17 protein-coding genes and 2 tRNA genes are annotated in these 13904 nt (G+C 66.2%); 11 read left to right on the top strand and 8 right to left on the bottom strand.

Features of this window, described 5'->3' with window-relative positions:
- Positions 1-4: 4 nt before the first annotated feature.
- On the bottom strand, positions 5-1702 hold the full coding sequence (locus FQ142_RS09530) for a long-chain-fatty-acid--CoA ligase (protein ID WP_149423104.1): 1698 nt from the start codon (positions 1700-1702) through the stop codon (positions 5-7).
- Between the two features lie 68 nt (positions 1703-1770).
- Here FQ142_RS09530 and gatC point away from each other — a divergent pair, with 68 nt between their 5' ends.
- From gatC to FQ142_RS09500, 6 genes are read left to right on the top strand one after another with little or no spacing between them, the layout of a single operon-like run.
- Positions 1771-2070: an Asp-tRNA(Asn)/Glu-tRNA(Gln) amidotransferase subunit GatC gene (gene gatC, locus FQ142_RS09525; RefSeq protein WP_056417254.1), complete on the top strand. Its 300-nt coding sequence runs from the start codon at positions 1771-1773 to the stop codon at positions 2068-2070.
- Positions 2067-3584, top strand: coding sequence for an Asp-tRNA(Asn)/Glu-tRNA(Gln) amidotransferase subunit GatA (gene gatA / locus FQ142_RS09520; RefSeq protein WP_056417256.1), 1518 nt, complete (start codon positions 2067-2069; stop codon positions 3582-3584). Before gatC ends, gatA begins: the two co-directional genes overlap by 4 nt.
- Positions 3584-5098: an Asp-tRNA(Asn)/Glu-tRNA(Gln) amidotransferase subunit GatB gene (gene gatB, locus FQ142_RS09515; RefSeq protein ID WP_056417259.1), complete on the top strand. Its 1515-nt coding sequence runs from the start codon at positions 3584-3586 to the stop codon at positions 5096-5098. Before gatA ends, gatB begins: the two co-directional genes overlap by 1 nt.
- 47 nt (positions 5099-5145) lie before the next feature.
- Positions 5146-6402, top strand: coding sequence for a DNA polymerase IV (gene dinB / locus FQ142_RS09510; RefSeq protein ID WP_149423103.1), 1257 nt, complete (start codon positions 5146-5148; stop codon positions 6400-6402).
- Positions 6403-6439: 37 nt separating this feature from the next.
- A complete protein-coding gene (locus FQ142_RS09505) occupies positions 6440-6757 on the top strand; it encodes a hypothetical protein (protein WP_045255191.1) in 318 nt (105 codons plus the stop codon).
- On the top strand, positions 6741-7322 hold the full coding sequence (locus tag FQ142_RS09500) for a hypothetical protein (RefSeq protein WP_149423102.1): 582 nt from the start codon (positions 6741-6743) through the stop codon (positions 7320-7322). Before FQ142_RS09505 ends, FQ142_RS09500 begins: the two co-directional genes overlap by 17 nt.
- Before the next feature lie 18 nt (positions 7323-7340).
- Here the strand turns inward: FQ142_RS09500 and FQ142_RS09495 are convergent, their stop codons facing one another.
- The 6 genes from FQ142_RS09495 to orn all read right to left on the bottom strand — a co-directional run bounded on the left by FQ142_RS09495 (position 7341) and on the right by orn (position 9983).
- Positions 7341-7832: a DUF2017 family protein gene (locus FQ142_RS09495; protein WP_149423101.1), complete on the bottom strand. Its 492-nt coding sequence runs from the start codon at positions 7830-7832 to the stop codon at positions 7341-7343.
- On the bottom strand, positions 7829-8122 hold the full coding sequence (gene clpS, locus FQ142_RS09490) for an ATP-dependent Clp protease adapter ClpS (protein ID WP_056419508.1): 294 nt from the start codon (positions 8120-8122) through the stop codon (positions 7829-7831). The genes FQ142_RS09495 and clpS overlap by 4 nt, the downstream gene beginning before the upstream one ends.
- A complete protein-coding gene (locus tag FQ142_RS09485; RefSeq protein WP_149423100.1) occupies positions 8119-8466 on the bottom strand; it encodes a metallopeptidase family protein in 348 nt (115 codons plus the stop codon). Before FQ142_RS09485 ends, clpS begins: the two co-directional genes overlap by 4 nt.
- A gap of 44 nt (positions 8467-8510) precedes the next feature.
- Complete coding sequence (locus tag FQ142_RS09480; protein WP_149423099.1) at positions 8511-9140, bottom strand: LysE family transporter; 630 nt, start codon at positions 9138-9140, stop codon at positions 8511-8513.
- A gap of 104 nt (positions 9141-9244) precedes the next feature.
- Positions 9245-9320 (bottom strand) — tRNA-His (locus FQ142_RS09475).
- Positions 9321-9356: 36 nt separating this feature from the next.
- Positions 9357-9983, bottom strand: a complete 627-nt coding sequence (orn, locus tag FQ142_RS09470) for an oligoribonuclease (RefSeq protein ID WP_056417275.1) — start codon at positions 9981-9983, stop codon at positions 9357-9359.
- 59 nt (positions 9984-10042) lie between these two features.
- Between orn and FQ142_RS09465 the strand changes: the two genes are divergently transcribed.
- Positions 10043-10118 (top strand) — tRNA-Arg (locus tag FQ142_RS09465).
- A 44-nt stretch (positions 10119-10162) separates the two neighbouring features.
- Here the strand turns inward: FQ142_RS09465 and FQ142_RS09460 are convergent.
- Positions 10163-10432, bottom strand: coding sequence for a hypothetical protein (locus FQ142_RS09460; RefSeq protein ID WP_056417278.1), 270 nt, complete (start codon positions 10430-10432; stop codon positions 10163-10165).
- A 204-nt stretch (positions 10433-10636) separates the two neighbouring features.
- Between FQ142_RS09460 and FQ142_RS09455 the strand changes: the two genes are divergently transcribed.
- The 4 genes from FQ142_RS09455 (at position 10637) to FQ142_RS09440 (ending at position 13854) form a co-directional block, all read left to right on the top strand.
- Positions 10637-11170, top strand: coding sequence for a single-stranded DNA-binding protein (locus FQ142_RS09455; protein ID WP_149423098.1), 534 nt, complete (start codon positions 10637-10639; stop codon positions 11168-11170).
- A gap of 44 nt (positions 11171-11214) precedes the next feature.
- Positions 11215-11712 (top strand): DUF6993 domain-containing protein, encoded by a 498-nt coding sequence (locus tag FQ142_RS17475; protein WP_188042360.1) that lies wholly within the window; start codon positions 11215-11217, stop codon positions 11710-11712.
- A gap of 175 nt (positions 11713-11887) precedes the next feature.
- Positions 11888-13192, top strand: a complete 1305-nt coding sequence (locus FQ142_RS09445) for an AAA family ATPase (RefSeq protein ID WP_149423097.1) — start codon at positions 11888-11890, stop codon at positions 13190-13192.
- Positions 13189-13854 (top strand): HNH endonuclease, encoded by a 666-nt coding sequence (locus FQ142_RS09440; protein WP_149423096.1) that lies wholly within the window; start codon positions 13189-13191, stop codon positions 13852-13854. The genes FQ142_RS09445 and FQ142_RS09440 overlap by 4 nt, the downstream gene beginning before the upstream one ends.
- The last annotated feature ends 50 nt before the right edge of the window (positions 13855-13904 follow it).

Here is a 13904-nt window from a genome sequence, read left to right as displayed (position 1 = left end):
GCCCTCAGGGGGCGCTGAGCGCGAGGAGCGTCTCTCTGACCTGGCGTCGGAGCACCTTGCCGATCAGGGACTTCGGCAGGTCGTCGACGATGAAGACGCGCCGGGGCACCTTGTACGGAGTGAGGATGCTGCGGGCGTACTCGCGGATGGCTTCGACATCGACATCCGCCGCTCCGTCGACCACGATCGCCGCCACGACCTCTTCGCCGGAATGCTCGCTGGGGAGGCCCACCACCGCCGCATCCACGACCAGCGGATGCTGTCGAAGAGCGTTCTCGACCTCGGTCGGGGCCACGTTGAATCCGCCCGTGATGATGAGCTCCTTGATGCGGTCGACGATCCGGATGAACCCCGCCGGGTCGATCGTCACGATGTCGCCGGTGCGGAACCAGCCGTCGATGAACACGGCCTCGGTCTCCTCGGGCTTGCCGTAGTAGCCGGAGAACACCTGCGGGCCGCGCACGAGCAGCTCACCCGGAGCGCCCTCGTCGACGTCGACGCTCGGGTTCTCGGGATCCACCACCCGGCACTCGGTGCCGGGGAGTGGAAGGCCGACGGTGCCGGGGACCCGGTTGTCCGCGACCGGATTCGCCATCAGCACCGGGGAGCACTCGCTCAGCCCGTACCCCTCGACGAGGAAGCCGTGCGTGGCGGCCTCGAACGGCACCACCAGATCGTGCGGCAGTGCCATCGCCCCGGAGATCGCCACCTCGATGCCGTCGAGGGAGACTCCCTGCTCCGTCGCAGCCGCGAGCAGGCGGTCGGCGATCGGCGGCACCAGGGGCAGGAACGTCGCCGGATGCTTCTTCATCACGTCGAGGACCAGGTCGGGGTCGAACTTCGGGAAGAGCACGAGACGCGCTCCCATCGACATCGCGAAGGTCAGGCACAGCGTCAGGCCGTACGCATGGAACATCGGCAGCACCGCGTACACGACGCAGCCCTTGCCGCGCTGGATCGACGGCACCCAGGCACGGGACTGCGCCGCGTTCGCGAGCAGATTGCGATGCGTGAGCGCCGCGCCCTTCGGCGTGCCCGTCGTGCCGGACGTGTACTGGATGATCGCCAGGTCGTCGGTCGAGGGAGTGGGGTGCGTGGCGGGGAGCGGTGCGGAGCGCAGCAGCGTCTCCCACGCCACGGTGCCGCGGACGCGCGCGGTCAGCGCCGCGCGGGAGTCACGGGCCTTGGCCACAGGCAGCCGGAGTGCGACGCGGGTGAGAAGCGGCATCGCCCGCGTCACATCGACCGAGATCAGATTCGTGACCGCGAGGTCGGTCGGGAACTCCTGGACGGTGGCGACGACCTTGTTCCACACGATCGCGTGCTTCGCCCCGTGGTCCTCGAACTGCTTGCGCAGCTCGCGCGGTGTATAGAGCGGGTTGTGCTCCACCACGACCGCGCCGAGCCGCAGCACGGCGTAGAACGCGATGATGTGCTGAGGGCAGTTCGGGAGGACGATCGCCACAGGATCGCCCGCACGCACACCGAGATCTCGGAGTCCCGCGGCGGCGCGGTCGATCGCGTCCTGCATCCGCGCGTAGGTGGTCTCCCGCCCGAAGAACTGCAGCGCCGGGGCGTCGGGGTAATCCCTGACCGACGCCGCGACGATGTCGATCAGCGATCCGGACACGGGGGAGAGGTCTTCGGGGACGCCTGCGGCGTAGCTGTCGACCCACGGACGAGGAGGCTGGAACGAGCTCACCAGCTCAGCATAGGGGTGGGGTGTGCTCACGGCGGGGCGACGGCAGGACCGCTGACTACACTGGAAGCGTGTCTGAAATCACCCCTGAACTCGTACGCCATCTCGGCGTGCTCGCGCGCATCCAGCTCAACGACGACGAGGTGACCCGGCTCACGGGCCAGCTCGACGCCATCGTCGACAACATCGCGAAGGTGTCGGAGGTGGCAGGCCCCGAGGTCGCCGCGACGAGCCATCCGATCCCGCTGAGCAACGTCTACCGCCCCGACGTGGTCGGCGAGACCCTGACGCATGAGCAGGTCCTCCAGAACGCACCGGACCAGGCCGACGGCCGCTTCCGCGTCACCGCGATCCTGGGAGAAGAACAGTGAGCGACATCATCCGTCTGACCGCGGCCGAACTCGCCGACAAGCTCGCGAGCCGCGAGATCTCCAGCGTCGAGGCGACCCGCGCGCACCTCGACCGCATCGCGGCCGTCGACGGCGACGTCCACGCCTTCCTGCACGTCAACGAGGGCGCACTCGACGCGGCGGCCGACATCGACGCCCGACGCGCGGCAGGGGAGCAGCTCGGCCCGATCGCCGGCGTCCCCCTCGCCATCAAGGACGTGCTGGTCACGACCGACCAGCCGACCACCAGCGGGTCGCGGATCCTCGAGGGCTACCGCTCTCCGTACGACGCCACCGTCGTCGCCCGCTCTCGTGCGGCCGGACTCATCCCTCTCGGCAAGACCAACATGGACGAGTTCGCCATGGGGTCGTCGACGGAGCACTCGGCGTACGGTCCGACCCGCAACCCGTGGGATCTCGACCGGATCCCCGGCGGGTCCGGCGGCGGGTCCGCCGCGGCCGTCGCCGCCTTCGAGGCGCCTCTCGCGCTCGGATCCGACACGGGCGGTTCGATCCGTCAGCCTGCACACGTCACGGGAACGGTCGGCGTGAAGCCCACCTATGGCGGTGTCAGCCGTTACGGGGCGATCGCCCTCGCCTCGAGCCTCGACCAGGTCGGTCCGGTCACCCGCACAGTGCTCGACGCGGGCCTGCTGCACGACGCGATCGGCGGACACGATCCGAAGGACTCCACGTCGCTGCGCGAGGAGTGGCCGTCGTTCGCGGATGCCGCCCGTGAGGGCGCTCGTGGAGACGTGCTCAAGGGGCTCAAGGTCGGAGTGATCCGTGAGCTGCCCGACAGCGGGTTCCAGCCCGGCGTCGCGGAGTCGTTCCGCAGCGCACTCGCCCTCATGGAGGCGCAGGGGGCGGAGATCGTCGAGATCGGCGCACCGCACTTCGAGTACGGCGTGGCCGCGTACTACCTGATCCTGCCGGCAGAGGCCTCCAGCAACCTCGCGAAGTTCGACTCCGTGCGCTTCGGTCTCCGCGTCACTCCTGACGGCAACCCCACCGTCGAAGACGTCATGTCGGCGACGCGAGACGCCGGTTTCGGCGACGAGGTCAAGCGTCGCATCATCCTGGGCACGTACGCACTGTCGGCGGGGTACTACGACGCGTACTACGGCAGCGCGCAGAAGGTCCGCACGCTCATCCAGCAGGACTTCGACAACGCATTCGCCGAGGTCGACGTGATCGCGACGCCGTCTGCGCCGACCACGGCGTTCAAGATCGGCGAGAAGATCGACGACCCGCTGCAGATGTACCTGAACGACATCACGACCATCCCGGTGAACCTCGCCGGAGTGCCCGGCATCTCGATCCCGAGCGGTCTCGCCTCCGACGACGGTCTGCCCGTCGGCATCCAGTTCATCGCGCCGGCGCGGCAGGACGCCCGTCTCTACAGGGTCGGTGCTGCCGTCGAGACGCTGCTGGTCGATTCGTGGGGGGCTCCGCTCCTCACCCGTGCACCCCAGCTCGCAGGAGGGAACCGCTGATGGCCGCCGCCAAGCTCATGGACTTCGACAAGGCCCTCGAACTGTTCGAGCCCGTCCTCGGATTCGAGGTGCACGTCGAACTCAACACGAACACGAAGATGTTCTCGGACGCGCCGAATCCCGCCAACGAGCTCTACCACGCCGCCGAGCCGAACACGCTGATCGCTCCCGTCGACCTCGGCCTCCCCGGGGCGCTCCCCGTCGTGAACGAGACGGCGATCCGTTCGTCGATCAGCCTGGGCCTCGCGCTCGGATGCTCGATCGCTCCGTCGAGCCGTTTCGCGCGCAAGAACTACTTCTACCCGGATCTCGGCAAGAACTATCAGATCTCCCAGTTCGATGAGCCGATCGCGTTCGAGGGATCCGTCGAGGTCGAGCTCGAAGACGGCACGATCGTGCAGATCCCGATCGAGCGCGCGCATATGGAGGAGGACGCCGGCAAGCTCACGCACATGGGTGGGGCGACCGGCCGCATCCAGGGCGCCGAGTACTCCCTCGTCGACTACAACCGCGCGGGTGTCCCGCTGGTCGAGATCGTCACGAAGGTGATCTTCGGTGCGGAGCACCGCGCCCCCGAGGTCGCCAAGGCCTACGTCGCGACGATCCGCGACATCGTGCGCAGCCTGGGGATCTCCGAGGCTCGACTGGAGCGCGGCAACCTGCGATGCGACGCCAACGTCTCGCTGCGCCCGCGCGGACAGGAGAAGCTCGGGACCCGCACCGAGACGAAGAACGTCAACTCGATGCGCTCGGTCGAGCGTGCCGTCCGCTACGAGATCCAGCGCCAGGCGCAGATCCTCGCTGACGGCGGCACGATCACGCAGGAGACACGTCACTGGCACGAGGACACCGGCACCACCTCGCCCGGTCGTCCGAAGTCGGATGCCGACGACTACCGCTACTTCCCTGAGCCCGACCTCGTTCCGGTGGAGCCGGCGCCCGAGCTGATCGAGGAGCTGCGCGCGCAGCTGCCCGAGCAGCCCGTGGCTCGTCGCCGTCGGCTCATGGCCGAGTGGGCGTTCACCGACCTGGAGTTCCAGGATGTGCGCAACGGCGGCCTGCTCGATGTCGTCGAGGCGACGATCGCGGCCGGGGCCGCACCGGCCTCGGCGCGCAAGTGGTGGACGGGTGAGATCACCCGCCTCGCGAACGCGCAGGAGAAGGATGCGGCGCAGCTGATCTCGCCGCAGAATGTCGCCGCCCTGCAGAAGCTCGTCGATGCGGGGACCCTCACCGACAAGCTCGCACGCCAGGTGCTCGAGGGCGTCATCGCCGGCGAGGGCACGCCGCAAGAGGTCGTCGACAGCCGCGGTCTGGCCGTGGTCTCCGACGACGGAGCGCTGATCGCCGCCATCGACCAGGCCCTGGCTGCACAGCCCGACGTGCTCGCCAAGATCAAGGACGGCAAGGTGCAGGCCGCCGGGGCCGTCATCGGCGCCGTGATGAAGGCGATGAAGGGCCAGGCCGACGCCGCGCGCGTCCGCGAACTCGTTCTCGAGCGCGCTGCGCAGTAACCGGGTCCCCCGGGCCTCATGTCGGAGGTCCGGGGGACAATGGTCTCATGGGACACGGTGATGGCAGAGGGCGCATCGTCTCGCCCGCCGACGCCGATGATGCCGGTACGAGCATCCTCCATGTCGACATGGATGCGTTCTACGCCGCGGTCGAGGTGCTCGACGACCCGACTCTTCGTGGGCTGCCGCTGATCATCGGAGCGCCCGATGGTCGGTCCGTGGTCTCGAGCGCGTCCTACGAGGCGCGCCGCTACGGAGTTCGCGCCGCCATGCCGGTGTCTCAGGCCTTGCGCCTGTGCCCCTCGGCGAGGATCGTGCCCCCGCACTTCCCTCGATACCACGAGGTCTCGCGCCAGGTGATGGCGATCTTCGAGTCCTTCACCCCTCTCGTCGAGCCACTGTCGGTCGACGAGGCTTTTCTGGATGTCCGCGGCGTGCGCCGTCTGTGGGGGAGTCCCGCCCGGATCGCTCAGCTGGTGCGCGAGCGCGTGCACGATGAGGTCGGCATCACCTGCAGCGTCGGGGTCGCCGCGACCAAGCACGTGGCCAAGATCGCCTCCACGGTCTCGAAGCCGGACGGCATGCTCGTCGTCGCCGCAGCCGACACGCAGGCGTTCCTCGATCCACGCTCGGTCCGCGCGATGTGGGGCGTGGGCCCGAAGGCCGCTGAGGCACTGGAGGGGCGCGGCATCCGCACGATCCGCGACATCCGCACCGCATCGCGCCCCGTGCTCGACCGAGCCGTCGGACCCGCTCTGGCCACCAGATTGACGCAACTCGCCCGCGGCGAAGACGCTCGCTCCGTCGAGACCGAGCGCATCGAGAAGAGCATCGGTCATGAGGAGACGTTCGACACCGATGTCACCGATCGCTCGTACCTTCGGGCGGAGCTGCTTCGTCTCGCCGATCGGGTGGGCGCTCGACTGCGCAGGGCGGAATGGGAGACGTCGACCGTCGCCATCAAAGTGCGCTTCGACGACTTCCGCACGCTCAGCCGTTCGCTGACGCTCCCGGAGCCCACAGCGGTGAGTCAGCGGATCGGCGAGGCCGCTCAGGCGCTCTTCGACCAGATCGACCGGCGTGACCCTGTGCGGCTCGTCGGTGTGCGGGCGGAGAAGCTGCGGCCCGCCGGAGGGGGCGGTTTCGGTCTCTGGGACGATGACGAGGACTGGCGTCGGGTCGAGGGGGCGGTCGATGACGCCGTAGCTCGCTTCGGGTCGGCGATGATCGGTCGGGCGCGCCACATCGGCCGAGGCGAGGGCCGGGGGTCTGCTCAGCATCCGAAGGCGCACGGAGTGGATTGATCCCTCGACCGTGCGTCGACTGGGCTAGCGTGGGGGAATGCCCAACATTGCACTGGAACTCGGAAAGCAGACGGCGTCGTTCGGCGTGAAGAGCGCGTACGGCGAGACGCTGGATGTCGACGGCGTGAGCATCACTCCGGTCGCGTTCACGTATTCAGGCTTCGGCGGAGGCAGCGGCGACGGCGCAGAGGGTGGCGGCGGTGGCGGTGTGTCCGTGCCGGTCGGCGTCTACGTGCGCCGTGAGGAAGGACTCAGGTTCGAGCCGAACATCGTCACTCTGATCGTCGTCGCCATCCCGTTCGTCTGGACCGCAGGACGCGCTCTCTCTCGCATCATCCGTGCCCTCAAGAAGTGACGATCCCGTCGCGGCCGCTCTCGAGCTGGCCGCGACGTCGATCATCGCCGACGTGCGCGCCCTCGCCGCGTCGAACCCGGTCGTCCTGATCGATGGCCGCAGCGGGGCGGGCAAGACCACGCTCGCCCGCACGCTCGTCGAGCGGTGGCCGATCGCGGGACGCGTGCAGCTGATCGCTCTCGACTCCCTCTACCCCGGGTGGGATGGGCTGGAGGAGGGCGTGTCGCGCGCTCTCGACGGGATTCTCCGGCCGCACGGTCGCGGGTGCCTCGGGTCCTGGCAGCGCTGGGATTGGGGTGCGGGCACGGAGGCCGAGACTCACGCGGTCGATCCCGCCCTCGGCGTCATCGTGGAGGGCAGCGGGATACTCACGCCGGCGACGGCCGCGATCGCCGACGTGGGCATCTGGCTGGAGTCGGGGGAGAGCGGACGCAAGACACGGGCGCTGCGACGTGACGGTGACACCTATCGCCCGCACTGGGATCGCTGGGCGGCGCAGGAGCAAGACCACATCGTCCTCGATGACCCACGGGGCCTCGCGACGCGCGTCGTCGATGTGCCATGACACCGGGGCGCGCCCGCGTCAGAGCAGTTCGTCGGCTGCCTCGATGATGAGCTCCAGGCGGTACCCGAGCCAGTCGTAGACTCCGAACCTCGCATCGTCCGGATCGTGGTCTTCGTCGGACTCGATGCCCAATCGCGCGGCGATCACGAGTCGCAGCGCCGTGAGAGTGCGCATCCACGCGTCGACGTCCGATTCCGGGATCTCGATGACGTGCTCTTCGAATGCTTCGGACTGTGTGATCGCATCGAGGTCGGCTCGGAGAGCATCGAGGGCGGCGCGTACCGTGTCGGCGTCGAGGGCGCGGCGGTCCAGCAGATCGTCACGCGTCGTCTCTCGGAACGAGCGTGAGGCGTCGACATCTTCGGGGTACGGATCGGGGACGAGACGATCGATGGCGGGATCGGTGAGGTCGCGGTCGGCCCCGACCAGGTCGCGGAGGTCGTCGACGAGGCGGGCCAGCTGAGCACCCTCGACTCTGGCCATCTCGATGTGGACGATGTCGCCCGTCATGCGGCCGATCTCCTCACGGTCGCCCAGAGTCCGTAGTCGTGCATCGCCTGCGCATGAACTTCCATGGTCTCGCGGGGCCCGGTCGCGACGATCGCGTGACCGTCATGGTGCACCGAGCGCATCAGTTGCGTGGCTCGCTCGACCGAGTATCCGAAGTACGTGCGGAACACCCTGACGACATAGCTCATCAGATTGACCGGGTCGTTCCACACGACGACCTCCCAGGGCTCGAGGGGTGCCGCGGACAGATCCGTGGTCTCGTCGAGGTCCGGCGTGGCGAGCGGTGTCATGCCCACCCCAATCCATGCAGCTGGTCGTCGTCGATTCCGTAGAAGTGCGCGATCTCGTGCACGAGCGTGGTGTGGACCTCGTCGCGGAGTTCGTCTTCGTTCTCGCAGGCCGCGAGGTGCGGCTCGCGGTAGACGACGATCCGGTCGGGAAGCTCGCCTGACCCGTACTGAGTCCGTTCTGTCAGCGCCAGACCGTCATAGAGCCCGAAAAGGTCGAGGCTTCCGTCCTCCGGTCGGTCCTCGACGACGAAGACGACGTTCTCGAGGCCGTTGACCATCTCATCGGGCAGACGATCGAGCTCGTCGACGACGAGTTGTTCGAAGGGGGCAGCATCCATCTCCATCGTCTTCAGCCTATTGCCCGCCGATGTCGCCCGCGTCTCCGGCGTCAGTGCAGGAAGACGAGGAGCCCGGCGACGGCGATGAACAGCACACCGAAGACCGAGTTCAGCATGCGCTGTCCGCGGGACGTGCGAGTGAGCCTGCGGAACGGCCGCGCTGCGACGGCGAAGAAGCCCCACATCACCGCGACGTCCACGACGATCACGGTGGCGATGAGAGCGAGGTACTGGGGGAGCTGCGGCTGATCGAGACGGATGAACTGGGGGATGAACGCGAGGAAGAACACGATCGCTTTCGGGTTCAGCAGATTCACCCAGAAGCCTCGTCTGATCATCGGCCAGTGTCCTTCACGGAGATCGACCGTCTCTTGGTCGACTGCATCCGGTGTGCTCGCTTTGGCGAGGATCAATCGGACCCCGAGGAACACGAGGTACGCGGCGCCGGCATAGCGGATGACCGTGAACAGCACCTCAGACCGCGACACGATGAGCCCGAGACCTGCGGCGACGATGGCCGCGTGCACGATGAGGGCGAGCTGCTGCCCGATGATGCCCCAGATCGCACGTCTCCAGCCCTGGTTGAGAGCATTGGACATGGTGTTTATGGCACCCGCGCCCGGCGTGAAGCTGATCACCACGCACGCTGTCAGGAGCGAGAACCAGACGGCGAGGGACATCAGGCAATCCTATGGGCGAGCTTCGGGAGTGCCGCCGACGGGCGACGTGAAATCAGAGGTGATACGAGAGAAGGCCCGGGTCTCGGACCCGGGCCTTCTCGCTGTGGGGTGAGTAACGGGACTCGAACCCGCGACATCCGGCACCACAAGCCAGCGCTCTACCAGCTGAGCTATACCCACCATGCGCCAACCGGAGTTGGCAACCAGACGAGTCTATTACATGTTGAGAGTGAACTCTGACACGGTGCGTGTCGCGATGTCGCGGGCGTCGTCGCTCGACGGCCCGGGCTCGTCGACGAACACCGCCTCGCGGTAGTAGCGCAGCTCGCGGATGGACTCGAGGATGTCGGCGAGGGCGCGATGCCCGCCGTCCTTGCTGGGGGCCTGGAAGAAGACCCGCGGGTACCAGCGACGCGAGAGCTCTTTGATGCTCGAGACGTCGACGTTCCGGTAATGCAGCCAGTTGTCGACCTGCGGCATGTACTTCGCGAGGAACATGCGGTCGGTGCCGATCGTGTTGCCGGCCAGGGGTGCCTTGCGCTCCACGGGCGCGAATCGCTTGATGTAGGCGAGGGTCTGCTCCTCGGCCTCGGCCAGCGAGACGCCGTCAGGGATCTCGGTGATGAGTCCCGAGGTCTCGTGCATCTTCGTGACGAAGTCGTTCATGTTCTCGAGCGACGCCGCACTCGGGCGGATCACCACCTGGAAACCCGGGTCGACCGGTCGCAGTTCGAAATCGGTGATGACCACCGCGATCTCGACGAGCTCATCGATGGAGAGATCGAGGCCGGTCATCTCGCAGTCGATCCACACGAGGCGGTCGTTCTCTGAGGCAGATACCATTTCGCCATCCTATCGACGGCTCCGACATCGCAGCCCGGGACGGTACGCTGGATGCGTGCGCCTCCGTAGCTCAGGGGATAGAGCAGGAGCCTTCTAATCTCTTGGTCGCAGGTTCGAATCCTGCCGGGGGCACCATTCCTCCGCGGTTTCCCGGTCGTGAGCTGCGCGGTCGGCGGTCATCACCCGGCTCGGAGCGCGGCGACCGCGTCATCAGGGTTCCAGAAGTCGCCCACCAGACGGAACGTCGCGGTGGCGAGATGCAGACGCTCCGCGCGATAGCGGATGCCGAGCGGATGCGGCACGAGGCGCAGATGCCCCAGGACTCGGCCGTCGTCGCCCTGCACACGCCAGAGGTGGTCGGACGCGCGCACGAGGTGCGTTCGGGGACTGGACAGCCGGGGGGTCGCGTAGGGAACCTCGGGCAGGGACGTGGTCAGGGTGTCGGACATGGAATCTCCTCTCATTCCTCGAACATACGATCGACCACCGACATTGCGACTCGCCCGGCGGGCAGGCGGACGAGACCGCCTCTTCTGCACGATTCATGGGTTCACGAGGTTGTCCCGTCGTCGTGTGTTCGACCGCGGAACGCTGCCTCGACCTGACGCACTCTGGATCGATCCGGGGCAGTCCCGGGCCACAGAGGAGGCATCATGCACGACACGGTCACCATTGTCGGAAACGTCGCGACGGACCCCACGCAGGGGCGGACGGCAGGCGGCATCCCCGTCACAAACTTCCGGCTCGCGAGCACGCATCGACGCTTCGACGAGGCGACGCAGAGGTGGATCGACGTGGGGACGAACTGGTACTCCGTCGCCGCGTTCCGGCAGCTCGCGGAGAACGCGAAGACCTCGCTCCGTTCCGGGGACAGCGTGATCGTCACCGGGCGGATGAAGATCCGCACATGGGAGAACAACGGCAAGCAGGGCACGAGCGTCGACATCGATGCGGAGGTCATCGGGCACGATCTTCGCTGGGGGACGACCGCCTATCGGCGCAGCGCGCGGTCCACGTCGCCCGAGCAGGCCTCCCGCGGCACCGCCGGAGCCGGGCAGGCGGACGAGGTCGCGGGGGAGGGATCCGCCGAGCACGAGGGACGCGAGATCCAGACGCCGTGGGCGGCGGACGATGCCGACTACACCCCGAACGGCCAACACGAGGAGGAGGCGGCGGCTGAACGGTGACGCGCTCGGCGCACGCTTGCGGACGCGCACCCTAGACTCGGTTCGTGCTTCGACGATCGGACTCCCACGTAAGCCGCGTCCTCGGCGTGGTCGGCGCCACGACGATGCTGATGCTCGTTCTGGCCTCCTGCGGTCCGACTCCATCCCCGGATCCCGTGCGGTCGCCCGCGGTGGAGAGCCCCGGCGCCACCGAAGAGCCGGCGGGACCGAGCTATGTGCCCGACGGGACGGCCGATGACAATCTCCCGCTCTTCTCGGCCATCGTGGCCCAGGTCTGGGCATCCGATCAGCGGGCCTCGGGCCGGGCGTACATCGACGCGCTGATCGGTGCGGGCTTCGACCGCTCGGCGATGCAGGTGACGCAGGATTCGACGACCGTGGGGAACCCGGCGGAGAGTCTGCAGTTCTCCGTGCGGTGGGGCGAGAAGGAGTGCCTGGTCGGTCAGGTGGGTCCGTCCACCGGCGACCCGGTGACGGTCGTGCTGCCGCAGCTGGCCGAGGGGCGGTGCCTCATCGGCACCACCCGTGCCATCGACTGGTGACGACCTTCGCCTGACAGCGCTCTCGGTGGTCCCGGCTGTAATCGCCGGTAGGCTGGAGTGTCGATCTTCGACGCCAACAGAAGGAGCGGTTTTCGGTGGCTGAGTACATCTACCACGACCTATCCCGCTAGTGTGTCGAGGAAGAACGTTCGTGCAGGAGGAGGGCGATTCCCTGATGGCCTACGTAGGCACCCCGCCCAGCGAGACTCACGGCTTCAGTCAGATCAAGATATCCGGATGGCGCCAGTTCGGTGACCTAGAGATCGACTTCCATAAGCGGCTGACGATACTCACTGGGGCGAACGCTACCGGGAAAAGCACCCTGCTTGGCCTTCTTGCTCGGCACTTCAGCTGGGACCGGCGATACTCGGGTTCACCGTTGCGTCGTCGAGATCGGGATGGCAACTGGACCGCCGTGTCGAACCGGAGCGCGAACATTGTGCTCGCGATGCAGGACGGCTGGGTTGGCTTTGGTTCGCTAACGTACGGGAACGGAGCGACAAGTTCGCTCGAGCTTCCGACCGAGCTTGGCTCTGGCACGCAGCAATATGATGTGCTACTCAGAGAACAGCGAGAGGTTGTCGGAGTCTATCTCGCCTCTCATCGACTCGCATCGGGCAACTACAATCGTGTCGAGAGTGTGCCTACATCCTTCGGATCCTCCGATGAGGTACTTGAGTCCTTCATCGCGCAACTCCGGTCGCGTCTCGCTGGCGAGTGGACACAGAAGACGCCGATGCTGGTACTGAAGGAAACTCTCCTTGCCTCAGCAGCCTGGGGCCAGACGTCGACCGACACCCTGGACCAGAACGCGGTGGCGGCGGAGATCTGGACAAAATTTCAGGACGTGCTTCGTGCGATATTTCCCGAGACGCTCGGGTTTGTGCGCCTTATCGCTCGCACGCCCGAGGTAGTAATCGAAACTTCCACAGGCGAGTTTCTCTTGGATGAAGCTTCGGGCGGGTTAACGGCACTGGTCGAAGTGTCCTGGCAGATTTTTCTGCGCTCACTCGGTCACAAACACTTCACAGTATTACTGGACGAACCAGAAAATCACTTGCATCCCACTTTGCAGCGAGACATCATGCCTGGTCTGCTTCGGGCATTCCCAACAGTTCAGTTTATAGTCGCGACTCACAGCCCGTTTGTCGTCACGGCCACGCCGGATTCCGCGGTGTATGCGCTTGACTACGACGACGCGCGACAAGTATTTGCCAGAAAATTGGATTACGCGAATAAGGCAGGGAGCGCGGAAGAAACACTCACGCGAGTGCTGGGCCTCGACTCAACCATGCCGCGTTGGGCGGAATCCACACTTGACCGTATTCTGGAAAAATACCTTTCATCGCACCTAGATGCTAGTAAAGTTGAGCAATTGCGGACCGAGCTCGAACAGATGGGTCTGATGGGAGAGTTTGCGCCAACCCTCGCGATGTTGGCTAAGCATCAGCGCGAGCTTAGTTCAAGCGATGAAACGTGATCGCGCTCTCCAAGTCTCCTGCCCCCGAGGTGGTGGTTGTGAATGCGGTCATTTGGACGGAAAACTATGTGGAAGCCGCACGCACTGGAGATGCAAGAAAAGCAGAACGGTGGCGACACTCGGAAATACTCCGTGCTCTGAGGGAAGAGACCGGCGAAAGGTGCGCCTACTGCGAGTCGCTCATTGACGATGTTGCATATCCACACGTCGAGCATATTGCGCCCAAAGGCAAGTTCCCCGAATTAGCCCACGCCTGGGGCAATCTCACCTGGGCATGCCCAAAATGCAATATCGCCAAAGGTGACTTTTATCATCCAACCGATGGTTTGCTTAACCCCTTTGTCGATGAACCCTTAGATCACATGGACTTCGTCGGCGCGATGGTCTTGCCGAAATTGAACCGACCGCGAGGGCGCCTAACTGAGCGAAAGCTGAGGCTGAATCGATCCGGCCTTTTGAAATCGCGAGGACGTCGGCTCGAGAATCTTCTCGCCCTCGTGCAGGAGTGGAACCTTGCTGATGGTGCGCTTCGCGCGGTACTGGACGAAGCTATCCGTCGCGACGTCGATGCCGGGGAATACAGACAGAGTGCGCTGGCGTTCCTCTCGTGCCTCGGTTTCCCCGATGACGCCAGCACCCCGAGCGCCGTCGACCCCTCATAGGGAGTCCTACGGGAGAGTTAGCTGTCGGCCCATGCGAGGGTAGTCTGGTA

The organism is Microbacterium sp. ANT_H45B, from assembly GCF_008369345.1.
Lineage (GTDB): Bacteria > Actinomycetota > Actinomycetes > Actinomycetales > Microbacteriaceae > Microbacterium.
The sequence above is the reverse complement of the archived record's forward strand: the minus strand, read 5'-3'. Positions and strand labels throughout refer to the sequence as shown.

What these genes read in the sequence shown, in the direction of transcription:
- FQ142_RS09455 (WP_149423098.1), top strand. Translation starts at nt 10,637, where the DNA reads ATGCACGACACGGTCACCATTGTCGGAAACGTCGCGACGGACCCCACG.
- FQ142_RS09505 (WP_045255191.1), top strand. Translation starts at nt 6,440, where the DNA reads ATGCCCAACATTGCACTGGAACTCGGAAAGCAGACGGCGTCGTTCGGC.
- FQ142_RS09485 (WP_149423100.1), bottom strand. Translation starts at nt 8,466, where the DNA reads ATGGAGATGGATGCTGCCCCCTTCGAACAACTCGTCGTCGACGAGCTC.
- gatB (WP_056417259.1), top strand. Translation starts at nt 3,584, where the DNA reads ATGGCCGCCGCCAAGCTCATGGACTTCGACAAGGCCCTCGAACTGTTC.
- orn (WP_056417275.1), bottom strand. Translation starts at nt 9,983, where the DNA reads ATGGTATCTGCCTCAGAGAACGACCGCCTCGTGTGGATCGACTGCGAG.
- FQ142_RS09460 (WP_056417278.1), bottom strand. Translation starts at nt 10,432, where the DNA reads ATGTCCGACACCCTGACCACGTCCCTGCCCGAGGTTCCCTACGCGACC.
- FQ142_RS09495 (WP_149423101.1), bottom strand. Translation starts at nt 7,832, where the DNA reads ATGACGGGCGACATCGTCCACATCGAGATGGCCAGAGTCGAGGGTGCT.
- FQ142_RS09445 (WP_149423097.1), top strand. Translation starts at nt 11,888, where the DNA reads ATGGCCTACGTAGGCACCCCGCCCAGCGAGACTCACGGCTTCAGTCAG.
- clpS (WP_056419508.1), bottom strand. Translation starts at nt 8,122, where the DNA reads ATGACACCGCTCGCCACGCCGGACCTCGACGAGACCACGGATCTGTCC.
- FQ142_RS09480 (WP_149423099.1), bottom strand. Translation starts at nt 9,140, where the DNA reads ATGTCCCTCGCCGTCTGGTTCTCGCTCCTGACAGCGTGCGTGGTGATC.
- dinB (WP_149423103.1), top strand. Translation starts at nt 5,146, where the DNA reads ATGGGACACGGTGATGGCAGAGGGCGCATCGTCTCGCCCGCCGACGCC.